Below are 15,627 nucleotides of genomic sequence, written 5' to 3'. Positions count from 1 at the left end.
AGGAGGGTCAAATACGCACAAAAAAGCCTGCAATCAAGAAAACAACTGCCAGAACCAGCAGAATCGGGCTCCAATACTCCATATTGATGAAGAAGAGCGAGTGACCACGAGAGACCGTCACCTGCCGCCCGGTCCGAGGATCAAAGGTGGTTGTTGGTTTGTTAAAGAAACGCCCGAGCGGCCAGACAATAACAGCGGCAATCACCAGCCCGATCGGGATCAAAAAGCGCTGAATTTGAGTGGTTGCCTCGGGGCCTACGATAGTGGATGCAAGCCACTGGAGCCCACCTACACAAATAAGGACGACCAGAACAACAAGTGCGCCAAACCCACGCCAGATAATCATAGATACCTTCTCCTTAGCTCTCTTTGTATTCCCCTTAAGAGAGAAAAGCTGTGGGGCCATACTTGCTCTTACCATACCGTCTTTATCCATGTCTATCTATGAAGCAATTCACAGCCGAAAGAAAAAGGGAAGCCAGAAGGATCTCTTCCGCTTCCCCTCTTTTTCTGCTATAGCAAATTTCACGTTGCAGGTTTAAAGTTTTTGCAAACGGGCGAAGTCCAGACTCAGGCGCTTCTTGCCTATTTTCCCCTGGAACTGGACCTCAACAAACTCCGTTCCGCTCTCCATCTCGCTCTTGAGGATGATGCCCTCTCCGAATTTGTCATGACGCACCCGTTCCCCCGGTTTAAACTGCTGGCTCTTCGGTGTACGCTCTTCCTGGCGTACAGGCTTAGGAGTGCTTGAAAACTGACCGGGTCGCGTCGTGGATGACCATTTCGGTGTAGTGGTGGCTCTTCGTCCGCTACCGATTGCCGCGCCAAAATCCTGATCATCAAACGGGTCTTGATTATATTCATTGTCCCACTCGACCTGACGCGCCTTTGTCATCCGTGAGCTTCCGATATTCTGGCTTACCACCCCAATCTGCTTGAGCAGATGTTCTGGAATATCATAGACAAACCGGGAGGTCTCTGTATACTGGGTCTCACCCCAGAGAGAACGCCGTTTCGCTCGCACCAGATAGAGCTTGCTCATTGCGCGCGTAAAGCCAACATAGGCAAGGCGTCGCTCTTCTTCCAGTTGCTCAGGAGATTGCAGTGAACGAGAATGCGGTAACGAACCCTCATCCATACCCACAATAAAGACAACCGGGTATTCAAGCCCTTTCGCAGCATGCAGCGTAATCAAGGTGACAGAGTCGCTGTTCTCCTCGGAAACCAAAGTGCCGTTATCGCCTGTCTGCACGGTATCGGCTCCGCCAACCAGCGCCACATTTTCAAGGAACAGCTCGATAGCAACCGGCGTCTCAATCTCCGCATAGTCTTCTGCGACCCGCTTTAATTCCAGCACGTTGCCCCAACGGTCCAGTTCTTCTTCAGCGTTTGCACGAAGCTCATGACCATAGCCGCTCCGCTCCGCAATGCGCTCCAGCAAGTCGGGAAGCGGCAAATCCTCGATAGAACCTCTCAGATCCTCGATCAACTTTGCGAAGCCCTTTAACGCGTTTTTGGCCGCCGCCCCAAGTCCAGGATACTGATCAATCGTGCGAATAGCCACAAAAAGCGAGCATTGCTGTGTTCCTGCCCATTTTCTCAGTTCGCCAAGTGTTTTGGGCCCAACCTTGCGATTTGGCACATTCACAATGCGTTCAAAGCTCAAATCGTCATCGGGATTTGCCAGCAAACGCAGGTACGCCAGCATATCCTTGATTTCTTTGCGCTCATAGAACTTGCGGCTACCTATCACTTTGTAAGGGATGTTTGCGCGCAGGAATTGCTCTTCCAGAGCACGCGATTGCGCGTTCGTACGATACATGACCGCGATATCGCTGCGATGTTTGACCTCCCCGCGAGCCAGCAAGCGCTGAATCTCATGGGCGACAAACTGCCCTTCCATCTCATCGTTAAACGCCTCATAAAAGATAACCTGCTCGCCCGCCCCCTTCGCAGTCCAAAGGCGTTTCTCTTTGCGGAGCCTGTTCTGTCGCACAACACCCTGAGCGGCATCGAGAATCGATTGTGTGGAGCGATAGTTCTGTTCCAGCAGAATAACCTTCGTCGCCGGAAAATCGCGCTCAAAACGAAGCACATTCTCGGCGCTGGCCCCACGCCAGGTGTAGATCATCTGGTCATCATCGCCAACCACACAGACATTGCCCGCCCCCTTCTGCCTGTCGGGCGTGCCCAGACCAAGCAAGCGGATAAGCTTATACTGGGGCAGGTTACAATCCTGAAATTCGTCAACATGCAGGTAGCACCAGTGACGCTGATACTTTTCCAGCACCTCGGGATTGCGCCGCCAGAGTTGCTCGGTCAGCATCAACAGGTCATCAAAATCAACAGCGTTACTCTGACGCAAGAGTTTCTGATATACCTTGTACACGCGAGCGGCGACCTCTTCGCTATACTTGCGTGCCTGCTCCGCCATCTGCTCGGGGCCCTGCATCTCATTTTTTGCGCGGGAGATCATCCCGTGGATCGCAGACGGGCGATACAGTTTCTCATCGAGATTCAGTTCTTTGATCGCCTGCTTGACCAGCGTGACCTGATCGTCGGTATCCAGGATCACAAAAGAACGATTGAGCCCTAATGGAAGCAGATAATCGGCCTCAACACGCAACACCCGTGCACAGATAGCATGAAAGGTACCTATGCTCATTTCTTTTGCGGCGCTAATCCCTATCAGGCGTTCCAGGCGCTCACGCATTTCTCGGGCCGCCTTATTGGTAAAGGTCACAGCGAGGATATGACCCGGTAACACCTTCTCATGTTGAACCAGATAAGCAATACGATGCGTGATGACCCGTGTTTTTCCACTGCCAGGCCCGGCCAGAATAAGCACAGGCCCCTGAGTTGTGGTAACGGCTTGACGCTGCGGCTGATTGAGTCCGGCTAATAAATCAATTTGTTCCAACATCATCACGCTCCATAGAGAAAGAAGAAAAATATGCTTTGCCTGTAATTCAAAAGGGAGAGACGACCATATAAAACCCAGGCTATTGTATCACAGATGGAAGCGGAAAGGGATTCAGCAGACGAGAGGGAGGACATTCAGGCCGGGAGCAGTCCCGGCCAGCGTCCTTCTGAGCTCAGGGAACATAAATGACACTGCCAGTCGGGATAGGCGTTTTCGGGCCCCGGCCGGCGGTCAGGATCCGTTGAACCAGCATATAATAGCCAGACTTGAGCGAGGAGGGGAGCTTGAGTTTTGTCGAAACGGCGGTATCGGTCCAGTTATCGGTTTGGACAGGCGTCATGGTCGTCGCCACCGGACCAGTCATACTGCTTCGATCAAAGCTCACCGCCTTGTTGAGCTCATCAAGCGAGGGAAAAGGCCCGATTAAGCCAGCCTCAATACTGACCTTCTGAGGCGCTTTATCCATCGTCTCGCCCGTTGCCTGAGGCTTCCAGGTCAGCATTATCTCGTCCCCCGGGCGATAGGTAAACGCATTTTTCTGTTTGATCAGGCGGTCTTTAGGCAAGCTCTCAATTGAGCCATATTCATAGATTTTATGTGTAGGCACCTGAGTAACATTACAGGCGCTGAACAGCACAAGAAACAGGCATCCGATCAGAGCCAGCACCCCCACCTTTGTCATACGTCCAGACACAGCCGCAGTACTATCCTTTCTTTTTTCGCACCAGAAAATATATGCCGTTATGATACATTCATCGTCACATATTGTACCGGCTTCCTTGCTTTTATGCCAGAGAGACGCACCATAGCACCTCCTCTTCAAGCTGTGCTAAGCTAGAGAGCAAGAAGGAGTTTTTTTCCAGAAGGAGGTTCTTATGACAGGAGAACGCCCCACATCAGACCCCTTGCACGGCGATATGAGTAGCGAAGAGTTCCGCCGCTACGGTCATCAGATTGTGGATTGGATCGCCGATTACCTCGATCAAGCAGGCACCTATCCTGTACTCTCACAGGTTGCTCCAGGTTCGACCCGCCAGGCCCTGCCACAACAGCCGCCGCAGCATGGCGAATCGATGGATGCCATTCTTGAAGACTTTCAGCGCGTGGTTCTGCCAGGCGTCACCCACTGGAACTCACCCGGCTTTATGGCCTATTTTGGGATTACGGGCTCAGGTCCCGGCATTCTTGGTGAAATGCTCACCAGCGCACTCAACGTCAATGCTATGCTCTGGCGCACCAGCCCCTCAGCAACCGAGCTCGAACAGCTCACGCTCGACTGGCTCCGTCAGATGCTCGGCCTGCCTGCTCCCCTCTTCGGCGTTATCAACGATACCGCATCTACAGGCGTCCTCTATGCCCTTGCCGCAGCCCGTGAAGCTATCCCGCACCTTTACATTCGTCAGAAGGGAATGGCGGGCCGACATGAGCTGCCACCTCTGCGGCTCTATTGTTCACAGGACACGCATTCCTCCGTAGATAAAGCCGCAATCACACTTGGTATCGGACAGGAAGGCATCCGCAAAATATCGATAGATGCCGATTTTAGAATGAAGCCCGACGAGCTGGAACAGGCTATCCTTGAGGACCTTGCACAGGGCTGGCTGCCTTTCGCGGTTGTCGCTACTGTGGGGACGACCTCAACCAGCAGCATCGACCCCATTCCCCGGATCGCAGACATTTGCGAGCGTCATCAGCTCTGGCTACATGTTGATACTTCCTATGCCGGCACGGCTGCCATCATACCCGAATTCCGCTGGATACTGGAAGGCTGTGAGCGAGCCGACTCCCTGATTGTGAATCCGCATAAATGGCTCTTCACCCCACTGGATTGCAGCGTACTCTTCACCCGCAGGCCTGATGTGCTGAAAGCTGCCTTCAGCCTTGTGCCAGAGTATCTTCGCAATAATGAGAGCGCCACAGACGAGGTGCCCAATCTGATGGACTATGGGAACGCACTCGGCAGGCGCTTCCGTGCCCTGAAACTCTGGATGATTCTGCGCTATTTCGGTCAGGACGGCATTATCGCCCGCCTGCGCGAACATATTCGTCTTGCCCGATTATTGGCCCGGTGGATCGACGAGTCTCCGAACTTTGAACGCATGGCTCCCACACCCTTCAGCCTTGTCTGCTTCCGTGCTCATCCAAAGGGTATGGACGACCTGGACGAGCTGAACGCGCTGAACGAGCGGATCATGAACACCATCAATGCCAGAGGGCGCTTCTTTATCTCCCACACTCGCCTCAATGGGGCGATGACGCTACGGGCCGCCATCGGCAACCTGCGCACGACGGAAGCAGAGATACGCGAGTTCTGGCAGCAGTTACAGGAGTATGCCACCATATAGCGATCACACGAGGAGAGAATGCCCTTTTCTCTCCTCCTTATCTAGCAAGCAAGCGTGTGATACCATTATGGTGGAAGCATCAAAGACCAGTGAAATAAAAGGAAAAGAGGAGAGAAGCTTGCTCACACACTACCTTACCTTACATCCCGACGCCCCGATAGATCTTCATATGCATACGACATTTAGTGACGGACGCTGGCCTGCCGAGCAGCTCATTGACTTCCTGGCAACCGAAGGCTTTGCGCTGGTTGCCGTCACTGACCATGACCGCGTAGACAAGGTCGCCGAGATTCAGCAACTCGGTGCAGCCCGGAACCTGACAGTGCTCTCAGGAGTTGAAATCAGCACCTACTGGAAAGGCAAGCCAACCGATGTGCTGTGTTATGGCTTTGATCCCACACAGAATGAGCTGGCTCCCCTGACCGAAAGGCTCTCGCGCCAGAAAACCGAGAACGCCCTTGAGGTCTATGAGGAGCTTTTACGCCAGGGCTATCGTTTCCCACGCCAGGAAGACGTGCTTGCCTCGAAAGGCGGGAAGGTACAGCGCGCCTTCGATAATATTGATCTCCTGCGAGAGCATGGATATATCAAAGGCTGGTCCGATGGACATATTATTCTAGAGAAAGCGGGTTATCGCTCGATTCGTCCCGAGATGGATGAGACCGTTGAGGCCGCACATAAAAGCAATGCCCTGTGTCTGATCGCCCACCCGGGCAGACGCGAGAATGGGTTCACCTACTATACTCCGGCTCTGCTGGACGAACTGCTTGCAGAAATCCCAATGGATGGCATAGAACTTATTCACCCTTATCATTCACCAGAAGACATCGAGATGTATCGCGAGTATGCCGCACAGCATAATCTGCTGGTCAGTACTGGCTCCGACTCGCATAGCCACCCCGGACGTATGCCCCTGAAGCATCGAGCAGAGATCAGCCGTCGTCTGTTGGAACGTCTGGGAATCGCGATTTCCGCATAAAAAAGAACCGGCGGAAAATTTCCGCCGGTCAAACCGCTAATGTTTCGTAATCACCCAGTCGACATTTCCATCAACATTCCGCTTCTCCACTCCAGGAGGCGGGCCATCAAAGTGCCGAATGGGTTTTCCCTGCTCCATCAACTGCATGGTGTCATGCCAGATCGGACCCGCGCCATCGATACCGGACACATCGACCATTGGCGAGTTATCGTTATTACCGGCCCAGACACCAACCACATAATCAGTGGTATAGCCAATAGTCCAGTTATCGCGGAAGTCATTTGAGGTTCCCGTCTTTGCCGCAGCCGGGCGCACCGGTCCCGGATTGCCAGCATAACACTCACGCTCGGATGTGCTGTAAAGGTACAGGGCGCTACATTTCCCGAACTCGAAGATACGCGACGTGTTATCGCTCAACACATCCGTCATCACAAAAGCAAGCTGCGGGCTGATCACCTGCTCACCCTTCTTGTTGTACTGAAGCACCGGTTTGCCGCTTCGCGCATCCAGCGCCACATCAATCGCATGAGGCGGAACACGCACACCCTTGTTGGCAAACACGCCATACGCAGACGTCATATCAATCAGGTGCACGCCCAATGTACCAAGCACCATCGTATAGTTCGGAGTACCGTTATACTCGGTGATGCCCATCTTCTTCGCCAGATTGAGCGACTCATCCACACCAGTTTGCATCAGCAGACGCACGGCCGGAATGTTAAAGGAGTTCTGCAACGCGTAGCGGTACGAGACAATACCGTGAAACTTCAAATCATAGTTCTTGGGCTGATAAGGCGGCAAGCCACAGCACATCTGCACCGTCAGAGGCGTATCCGCGACCTTGTTGCCCGGGCTGATTCCCTGGTTAAAGGCGTTCGCATAGATAAACGCCTTAAAGGTTGATCCCGGCTGACGCAGGCCCTGACTGGCAACGTCAAAAGCGCCGCTCTGCGGGTCAGCAGGATCAATATTTCCAAGCAGGGCGCGGATTGCTCCCGTGTGGGGATCAAGCACTACCACCGCCGCATTCGACATATTGTGCTGCGCCGCCATGCCTCGAATGTGCTTCTGTGCGATCTTTAAGATCTCTTTTTGTTTTGAATAATCGAGTGTCGTTTTGACAATCAAGCCGGAGCGCGGAAGATCTTCCACCTTCACATGCAGCTCATCAGCCAGTTCTCGCAAGGTATAGTTGATAAAGTGCGATGCCACCAGCGCATCATTTTTAATGACACCGCGCTTCAAAAAGTTCGGTTGTTGCGCCTCATGGATCGCCTGGAGCTCCTCATCATGGGTGATATAGCCCTGTAAGCGCATCTGTTTGAGGATCTCTTTCATGCGCGAAAAGGCAACCTTGAAATTTTTAAAGGGATTTCGGGCATTAGGAGAACTCGGTATGCCTGCCAGCATTGCAGCCTGTGCTATATCAAGTTGTTCGGCTGCGGTCTTCCCATCTTTGGGCTGTAACCCGAAATAGGTAAAGGCAGCCGCCTCAGCACCATATGCCTGCTCACCATAATAAATGGTGTTCAGGTACATGCTGAGAATCTCTTCCTTGCTAAAACGCCGCGTCACATCAGGGGCAAGCAGGATTTCCTGCAGCTTTCGGATCATTGAGGTTTGATTACCGACAATTGCATTTTTAATAAGCTGCTGAGTGATTGTACTTCCACCTCCCATGACGCGACCATGAAGCAGGTTCTCTAATGCTGCCCTGACAATACCGGTAATATCATAGCCCTCATTATTCCAGAATGACTGATCCTCAATCGCAACCTCAGCGTTAACTAAATGCTTTGAAATTTTTGAAAATGGAACAGTAGTCTGAATTCCGCGCGATGTTGATTGATAGAGAAGCTCCCCCTGAGCATCGTAGAGCTTCAGGTTATCCTTCGGGAGAATATCCGGCAATGTGGTTAAGGCCTGTCCATACCGATGGTAAGTGGCATCGCGAAAAGCTGCCAGTCCCACCAGCACAGACGTTCCGACCACCAGCACCGTCAGCGTAATCAGCGTCAGTGGCATAAAGCCAAGCCGCATCCCCAGATTTTCAGCCGAGGCATGACGAGAATTGCTGATGCGCAAATTCTTGCGCTTCTTGTGACGTTTAGCTCTCCATCCCTCTGGATGCGTGCGCAAATGGGGCGCCGAATAATGCACCCCGCGTGGAGCTTGCGGAGGAATCTCATTTAGCCGTTGCGCTGCAGCAGCCTTACTATATGGTGGCAGCTTTGCAGGGACTACGGCCTGTTCATCATTGTGCTCTCCACCTTCCTCCTTTTCAAGCTGAACGCACTGTTCTTCATTCTTCACACCCTCTCTCCCATCCGGCTCATCAGGGCGTCGCTCTCTCTGCATATCCCAACCTCCTGCAATTCAGGCATACACGCAAGACGAACTTCTTTTTTCAAGAAACAATACCAGCCGCCTCTTCAAGGAAAACGGTATCCGCTTTCTTATCCTCTCTTATCTACCATACACAGAATCTTTATCTATAAATACAAATATAAACATCCCATATCTGGAATAGAGGCAAGCGTTCTTTTTCTCTTTCTATCATACAACAACACTATTTCGTGCTCCCCTTACAATTCAAACACCCCATGACTAAAAGGCATAGAGAAACTCTGCAATAGAAAAAGGCAGGCCGCTTGTCCTCAAGTATTTAGCCGACCGTTTTCCAGAAAAAGTGTAGCTGTTGTTTTTCTACCTGGCCCCTCGCGCCTCCACCCAAAAAGAAAAACGCGCCTGCACCCTTGAGAGTTGCAGGCGCTTGAAGTGTTTGACTACCACCATCCATCAGCGTTGGTATTCGTCGGAGGAAACGCATAGTTAAAGCTGCTCGGACAGTATGGCTGCACCTGAGGCGCAGGCTTCGTCTTTTCTCCCGGCTTCGCAGTGGGAGAGGGGGCAGGTGCTCCGCCCTTGAAGGAGTCAGGTACTTTCCCCTCCAGATAGAGATCAGTAGAGCGCACGCCATCAGGATAGGTTACCGTTGCGGTGACCAGTCCGGGCGGCTTCGGGAAATCGCGAATCGGCTTATTCGCGTTGACGGCCAGCATGGCATCATGCCAGATGGGAGCCGCGCCGACCAGGCCGGTCGCACCCTCAGCCATCGGATGACCATCGTTATTGCCAGTCCAGACACCAAGCACATAATCAGTGGTATAGCCAAGCGTCCAGTTGTCCTTAAAGTTGTTGGTGGTTCCGGTTTTGGCTGCTGCCGGACGCACCACACCACGATCTCCGGCCAGGCACTCTTGTTGGGAGTTTGAATAGAGTTCCAGCACATTACAATCCAGCATCTGTGGAATGCGAGCCTTGTTGTCGGAGAGCACATTTGTAATCATATACGCGATCTGCGGACTGAAGATCCGCTGACCCTTCTCCCGTGCATGTTGCTCCACTTTTCCAGAGCCAGAATGTACAACCTTTTCAATGACATAATGGGGAACATGGACCCCCTGATTGGCAAAGGTGCCAAATGCCGACACATGGTCCAGCATATTCACTTCCAGACCACCAAGCACCATTGAGAGGCCAGGATAGCCCTCATGCTGAATACCCATCGCATCGACTTTCTTCATCGCCTCATCCACTCCCAGATGATCAAGTGTACGCACCGCCGGGATATTGAGCGAGTTTTGTAAGGCACAGCGGATCGTCATATGCCCGTGGAACTTTTCATCGTAGTTCCCGGGCTCAAAAGGTCCGCTCGGCAGATCGAACGTCGTCTCAACATCCGCGACCGCCTGTCCCGGGGAAGCGTTAAACTTCTCAAGGGCCGTGGCATAGACATACGGTTTAAAGGACGAGCCGGGCTGACGCATACCCATCGTTGCCACATCAAACTGACCACCGATCGCCTCATTGTTATAATCGAGGCTTCCAAGCAGGGTTCTGATCGCTCCGGTTTTCGGCTCAATCAACACTGCCGCCGCATTGGAGATGCCATACTGTTTCAAGTCGTCGGTATGCGCAAGCATAGCCTTCTGCACCTTTTCCTGAAGCTTCAGGTCCAGAGTGGTATACACGTTCAGGCCAGAGAGCGACAGTTCCTCAGGCTTTAGCTTATACTTTTGCTGCAACTCGCGCAGGACATAGTAGAAGAAATGTGGCGCAAGATTCTTCAAGCCGTTTTTCGGCCACTTCACAAAGTCGGGCTTCTGTGCCTCTTTCTCTGCTTCCAGCGCCTGCACCTTTGTAATATAGCCCTGGCTGACCATTGAATTCAGTACCAGTTCCATACGTTTCATGGCACTTTCAGGATGATAGCGCGGGTTGAGCAGGTCACCTCCCTGAGGCAGACCGGCCAGCATCGCCGCCTGAGCCAGTGACAACTGCTTGGAAGCAGGTAGCCCGGGCTTATCCTCCAACCCGAAGTAAATGTATGCCGCGGCATCGATACCATAAGCCATATTGCCATAGTAGATGGTGTTCAAATACAGCTCCATGATATCGCGCTTGGAGTAGTTGCTGTTCACTTGAGGAGTCAGCACTATCTCTTCCAGCTTACGAAACGGGCTGACCTTATCGCCAACGATCAGCTTTTTAATCAACTGCTGCGTGATAGTGCTGCCCCCCTGCACAACGCGCCCGCTCCGCAGGTTCTGAAGTGCAGCCTGCACAATCCGGAGCACATCAACGCCCGGGTTCTCCCAGAAATCCTTATCCTCAATGGCAACGGTCGCATTGATCAGATCTTTTGAGATGCCATCAAATTTCACATAGGTATGAAAGCCCTGATCCTGCAACTGACCGATCAAGGTATTGTTGCGGTCATACATTTTCAGGTTATCTTTTGGCACCAGATCAAACAGCGTTGTCACAGTACCCTGATATTTTTCCTCGGTAGACATATAGAAGCGATAACCCAGAAAAGCGCCGGTGCCGCTGAGGGCCGTAAATATCACCACAATTGCCAGCAACGTACTGACAAGCGTCAACGCAGCCTTTCGCAGTCTATTCGCCGCTCTGTTCCGCTCATCGCGCATATGTTTGCGCGAGATATGCCGCAATAAAATCTTGCGCTTTCGTTGCCAGCGGGCACGCTCGCGCGCCGAGGCATTCTCTGGCAGTGGCGGAAGAACAAACGCCTCCATATCCAGGCGCGAAGCGGGAGACAATGCCCCCGTACGCTTCCGCGCTTTCTGCCCATCGCGCACCGTTTTTGACACCTCGGGCGGCCCGCTCTTCGTAGAGAGTTCGGACTTTCGGATAGAGGGTAGCGCTGGTTCAGTCAGACCACTATGGGCATCATCGCTCAGCGCAGCCGATGGCGTACGCTCCTTCGCTGTCTCTTCGCCAGAACCCTCTTCTTTGGCAGAAGGATAACCGTCCTTTCTGCTCGCAAGAGCTTCAACGTCTTTTGGGTTCCTCTGGTCGTGATGGGATTGTGCTTTATTCTGTTCAGATTGCACCGCAGGCCTCGTCTCTTTCACATCTTCATCAACATTCAGAGAGGATGCCTCAACAGGCAATGCTTGCGGTTCCTTCACAGATGTTTCTTCACTTTCCCCTTCTTCCCCCTTACCATCATCTCTCACTTTTGGCGTTTCAGAGTTTTCCTGAAAATGGGCCTGTCGATCATCCTTTTCTTTTTCTACTATATCCTGTTTACCATAAGGCCCTGTTCGTGCCGCCTTCTCCCCGCGCCGCTTGGCCACCTCCTCAGAGTCAATATTCTGGTGCTGCTTTCCGTCAGACATATGAGCTCTCCTTCTCAAAGCTCCCTCTTAGCAAATACATATTTATCTATAAAGATCCAGGAACTAAATTAAAAATGACATAACTGAATACTTCTTAGAAAATGATACAACAGACAGATGAAAAAAGCCTCCCGATGAAGAAGGCAGATATATCTATCCCTTTTTATTAAGACGCGAAACAGAGGAATTTGTTACAGACAAAATGGACAGACAGGAGAAATGGCGTAGCAGCCAGCGCTGCTCTTATTGTACACCAGGAGCGGCCTCAATCAAAGCAGGCAGAATTTCATTGGTGATAGTCTGAATCTGGTACAGGCTCTCGATCCAGGGAATATCCTGCTCACGAGTGCCCCGCACCTCCGCAAGCTGCAACACCGCTTCATCCATCATTGTGCGAAAATAGAGGAAAGCTCTGACGGCATCGGCCAGCGGGACATGAGATTGCGCTGCGATCGAGCCGTACTCGCGACCAAGCTCGACAGCCTCGCGGCGCAGATTGTCATTGTGCGTATCGTCGGTCAACGCCCGGAGCAACAGATCCAGGACACGCCGCCCCAGGCGGCTATAAGCGGCACGCGCATTTGCGTCAAAATGCTGATACCAGGGCAGGGAATCTAATTTCCCATCGGTCAACTCAAGACGCACACGGCCCAACAAATTTTGAATCAGCATCTGGGCCGCCAGACTGGGGCGTGGCTCTATCTGCTGATGAAGACGCGCTTCAATATCTGCACGACGAAAACGACGATGGCCCCCGCTTGTCCTCCGCGATGGAATCTCGTTTCGATCAGCCCAGAGGCGCACTGTTGCCGGGTGCATGCCCAGTAACTCGGCGGCCTCACGCAGGCTCAGCCATTCGTCACCAGCCTGTGATGTCACAGTTTTCCTCCTGCCTTCAGTGTTGCAGCTTCCAATTGATATGTATTCTTTACCCCTGAGAATTGGATTGTATGGAATTCAAGAAGCATCGTCAAGCCTGTCTTAAGTATCTCACAAATGCCTGCTCCCGACAACCGGCAAACCCGAGCCGAGGTAGAATTTTTCCACTAAAGCAGAACATCGTCACCCTCCGCTCAGTTGCTGCGTGTTCTTAAACAGAGTAGGCTATCAAGCAGCGATCCAGAAAGGGATAGACCATTATGACAGAGCATGAAAAGCAAGGGCGTAAGCCTGAATACAATAAATTACTCCACCAGAAGGAATCCGGAACTGAGGAAGGCGAGGGGACAAAACCCCCGCGCACTGAAGGCATGAGAAACCGGGATCTGGGAACTGTGGGAGGTGGCACCCTTCCCGAACCAGCTTCATCGCTCTCTGGAACAGACAATCCACCGGGCGGCATGAATATCAGTAGTGATACCATCGCCGGCGGTGGCACCACAGCCAGCAGTATTGAAGGTGGAGGCTCGCATCATGAACGTGGCTCCGAGAGTATCAGTGAGAGTTCTATTCGACGCGGACACTTCAACGAGGTAGACGCCTACGCACAGGGAAGTATTGGCGGTCGGGCAGCAGGACAACCGCAAACAGCGATGGGGGACCGGGATCCCCGGAAAAACGAATATATGAAACAGGAGGGTACTAAGCCGGGAGAGCAACCACATCAAAGCGACATTGTGGATCCTATGACCTCCCGTCATCCCGATACCCTGCAAAAAGACGAACAATAATCGAGCAGGCACTACAGTCCCTATTACAGGCGACTCAGTTCCTCTCCTCGGAATAATTGTGGACTGTAATAGGGGCTACCTCTTTTATTATTATTCGCCTGTTATCCCCTATTCACAACCTCATTTGCCCCTCTTCACCCCATCTTTTTTTAGAAATATTTATCGAATATTGCAAATGAGAAAAATTAATAGAATTTTAACACATACTCCAGATTAAATTTGCTATACTCGCTCATAAGTTAAGGCTCACCACTGCCAGCCTACTACACAAACATTGTACGTAGCCCCTCCGTTGCCTTCTCCCTGTAGCGGAGGGGTTACGTTTGCCCCTTTTTCTCTTCCATTGCCTTCTTTCCTCTCAGTGTGCGATACTTTTCAACAGAAAGAGTGATGCAGTGTATCTGCTTCAGGAGAGAGGCACGTGATGAAGCATAGCGCGGCTCGTGCAGCAATCGTGCTCCGCGGCGCCTACACGCAGAGAGAGCATTCAGCGCCTCCATCATCGCTTGGTCCTTTCCTGTACACAACGAGGAACATCCAGTAAGGCAAACCTCGAACACCTGTGCTCAGACCGCCAGAGGCCAGGCCATCTGGCTATCAGCAAAGAAGATCAGGAGTCAGCCAGTTCGGCCATAAACGGGACATCCTGCCCTGGCAATATGCACCCATACATCAAGAAGAAATCCGGTTTCGGCTTCAGACGGCACCACCCAATACAACGCCCAGGGAGGATATATGAAAACCTGTAAGCCGGTTGCCAGAGCAGCAATTATCGCAGATGAGGATTGGAACCAGGCCCTCTATCAGGCGCTCGAATCCGTTCGTGGCACCTATCCAGATGTCGTGCTGCTCTTTGCGAGCGGCGAATATGCCGCACACTATCAGGACATGCTTCACATTCTTCGCCATGAGCTGGCCGCGCCGCTCCTCATTGGCTGCTCGGCTCAGGGAACCATCGGGACAGGAATAGAGCTAGAAAACGCGCCCGCGCTCTCTCTCTTGACGCTCTCCTTACCTGAAGCGACCCTGTATCCCGTGCGTATCCCTGTAGATCTGCTGGAACAAGGCAACTCACCTGTCTCTATGCGAGAAACGCTGAATGTTCCGCTGGATGATGTCAATGCCTGGCTGTTCTTTCTTGACCCTTTCCATATGGATTGTGAAAGCCTGGTCGAACACCTGAGCGGCGCCTATCCCGATATTCCGATGCTCGGTGGTCTGGCCTCCAATGATATAGAGGAGCATCGCAGCTATATCTTCTTTAACGATGAGGTCTTTACTGATGGAGGCGTTGCCCTGGCTCTGGGTGGCGCTTACTCGATTCTTCCACTGGTCTCGCAGGGATGTGAACCGATCGGTGAACCCTGGACAATCACCCGCGTGCAGGACAACGGGCTTGTCGAGACCATCTCGAACCGGCCGGCCTATGAAATGCTTATCGAAACGTTTCAGGGCCTGCCGTATACGCTTCAACGCCGCGCACAGCACAACCTGCTGGTCGGGCTTGCCGCAGATGAATACCGCGCCACCTTTGAACGCGGTACCTTCCTCATACGCAATCTGCTAGGAGTCGATCGCAGCACTGGCGCTCTTGCGCTTGGCGCACAGCCCCGGGTCGGGCAGACCATTCAGTTCCAGATGCGGGACGCTCAGGCCGCAGATCACGATCTGCGTACGCGGCTCTCTCACCTCAAGGATAAGCTTGTTGGCAACACGCCTATCGCGGCAATTCTCTGTACCTGTAATGGTCGCGGTGAGGATCTTTTCTCCGCTCCTCACCACGACGCAGGCCTGATAGAACAGATCCTGGGCCCTATCCCGCTGGCCGGGCTCTTCTGTAATGGCGAAATCGGCCCGGTAGGGAGGCGCTCCTTTCTTCACGGCTTTACGGCGAGTATCGCAGTACTGGTCCATCGCCGATAAGTCACCCGATACATTGCGGGGAAACAGGACTTTCTTGCTTAAGAATGCCGTCATTTTTCAAAAATGGTACAATAATACA

Annotated in this window: 11 protein-coding genes; 5 read left to right on the top strand and 6 right to left on the bottom strand. The window is 52.5% G+C overall.

The annotated features are described in order from the left end of the window. Positions 1 to 7 precede the first annotated feature (7 nt). From EI42_RS20525 to EI42_RS20515, 3 genes are all read right to left on the bottom strand, one after another. On the bottom strand, positions 8 to 346 hold the full coding sequence (locus EI42_RS20525) for a hypothetical protein (RefSeq protein WP_111324509.1): 339 nt from the start codon (positions 344 to 346) through the stop codon (positions 8 to 10). A 192-nt stretch (positions 347 to 538) separates the two neighbouring features. Continuing rightward, positions 539 to 2,926, bottom strand: a complete 2,388-nt coding sequence (locus EI42_RS20520; protein WP_111324508.1) for an ATP-dependent helicase — start codon at positions 2,924 to 2,926, stop codon at positions 539 to 541. Positions 2,927 to 3,095: 169 nt separating this feature from the next. After that, a complete protein-coding gene (locus EI42_RS20515; protein WP_111324507.1) occupies positions 3,096 to 3,605 on the bottom strand; it encodes a hypothetical protein in 510 nt (169 codons plus the stop codon). Positions 3,606 to 3,798: 193 nt separating this feature from the next. Between EI42_RS20515 and EI42_RS20510 the strand changes: the two genes are divergently transcribed. Continuing rightward, on the top strand, positions 3,799 to 5,268 hold the full coding sequence (locus EI42_RS20510) for a pyridoxal phosphate-dependent decarboxylase family protein (protein WP_111324506.1): 1,470 nt from the start codon (positions 3,799 to 3,801) through the stop codon (positions 5,266 to 5,268). 67 nt (positions 5,269 to 5,335) lie between these two features. After that, complete coding sequence (locus tag EI42_RS20505) at positions 5,336 to 6,247, top strand: PHP domain-containing protein (RefSeq protein ID WP_249033471.1); 912 nt, start codon at positions 5,336 to 5,338, stop codon at positions 6,245 to 6,247. A gap of 36 nt (positions 6,248 to 6,283) precedes the next feature. Here EI42_RS20505 and EI42_RS20500 read toward each other — a convergent pair whose 3' ends face one another. From EI42_RS20500 to EI42_RS20490, 3 genes are all read right to left on the bottom strand, one after another. Beyond that, positions 6,284 to 8,605, bottom strand: coding sequence for a transglycosylase domain-containing protein (locus EI42_RS20500; RefSeq protein ID WP_111324505.1), 2,322 nt, complete (start codon positions 8,603 to 8,605; stop codon positions 6,284 to 6,286). A gap of 428 nt (positions 8,606 to 9,033) precedes the next feature. Then, positions 9,034 to 11,955 (bottom strand): transglycosylase domain-containing protein, encoded by a 2,922-nt coding sequence (locus EI42_RS20495; protein WP_111324504.1) that lies wholly within the window; start codon positions 11,953 to 11,955, stop codon positions 9,034 to 9,036. A 243-nt stretch (positions 11,956 to 12,198) separates the two neighbouring features. After that, positions 12,199 to 12,834 carry a MerR family transcriptional regulator gene (locus EI42_RS20490; RefSeq protein WP_111324503.1) on the bottom strand — a complete coding sequence of 212 codons (636 nt, stop codon included), beginning with the start codon at positions 12,832 to 12,834 and terminating at the stop codon, positions 12,199 to 12,201. A 260-nt stretch (positions 12,835 to 13,094) separates the two neighbouring features. Here EI42_RS20490 and EI42_RS20485 point away from each other — a divergent pair, with 260 nt between their 5' ends. From EI42_RS20485 to EI42_RS20475, 3 genes are all read left to right on the top strand, one after another. Further along, positions 13,095 to 13,625, top strand: coding sequence for a hypothetical protein (locus EI42_RS20485; RefSeq protein ID WP_111324502.1), 531 nt, complete (start codon positions 13,095 to 13,097; stop codon positions 13,623 to 13,625). A 421-nt stretch (positions 13,626 to 14,046) separates the two neighbouring features. After that, positions 14,047 to 14,169 carry a hypothetical protein gene (locus EI42_RS34440; RefSeq protein WP_281278952.1) on the top strand — a complete coding sequence of 41 codons (123 nt, stop codon included), beginning with the start codon at positions 14,047 to 14,049 and terminating at the stop codon, positions 14,167 to 14,169. A gap of 191 nt (positions 14,170 to 14,360) precedes the next feature. Next, positions 14,361 to 15,548: an FIST signal transduction protein gene (locus EI42_RS20475; RefSeq protein ID WP_111324500.1), complete on the top strand. Its 1,188-nt coding sequence runs from the start codon at positions 14,361 to 14,363 to the stop codon at positions 15,546 to 15,548. The last annotated feature ends 79 nt before the right edge of the window (positions 15,549 to 15,627 follow it).

The sequence above is a fragment of the Thermosporothrix hazakensis genome, from assembly GCF_003253565.1.
GTDB classification, from domain to species: Bacteria; Chloroflexota; Ktedonobacteria; order Ktedonobacterales; family Ktedonobacteraceae; genus Thermosporothrix; species Thermosporothrix hazakensis.
Note: the sequence above shows the minus strand (reverse complement) of the source record. Positions and strands in the feature narration are given on the sequence as shown.

Bases quoted from the DNA above. Each gene is read 5' to 3' on its own strand.
- EI42_RS20525 (WP_111324509.1), bottom strand. From the start codon at position 346: ATGATTATCTGGCGTGGGTTTGGCGCACTTGTTGTTCTGGTCGTCCTT.
- EI42_RS20520 (WP_111324508.1), bottom strand. From the start codon at position 2,926: ATGATGTTGGAACAAATTGATTTATTAGCCGGACTCAATCAGCCGCAG.
- EI42_RS20515 (WP_111324507.1), bottom strand. From the start codon at position 3,605: ATGACAAAGGTGGGGGTGCTGGCTCTGATCGGATGCCTGTTTCTTGTG.
- EI42_RS20510 (WP_111324506.1), top strand. From the start codon at position 3,799: ATGACAGGAGAACGCCCCACATCAGACCCCTTGCACGGCGATATGAGT.
- EI42_RS20505 (WP_249033471.1), top strand. From the start codon at position 5,336: ATGGTGGAAGCATCAAAGACCAGTGAAATAAAAGGAAAAGAGGAGAGA.
- EI42_RS20500 (WP_111324505.1), bottom strand. From the start codon at position 8,605: ATGCAGAGAGAGCGACGCCCTGATGAGCCGGATGGGAGAGAGGGTGTG.
- EI42_RS20495 (WP_111324504.1), bottom strand. From the start codon at position 11,955: ATGTCTGACGGAAAGCAGCACCAGAATATTGACTCTGAGGAGGTGGCC.
- EI42_RS20485 (WP_111324502.1), top strand. From the start codon at position 13,095: ATGACAGAGCATGAAAAGCAAGGGCGTAAGCCTGAATACAATAAATTA.
- EI42_RS20475 (WP_111324500.1), top strand. From the start codon at position 14,361: ATGAAAACCTGTAAGCCGGTTGCCAGAGCAGCAATTATCGCAGATGAG.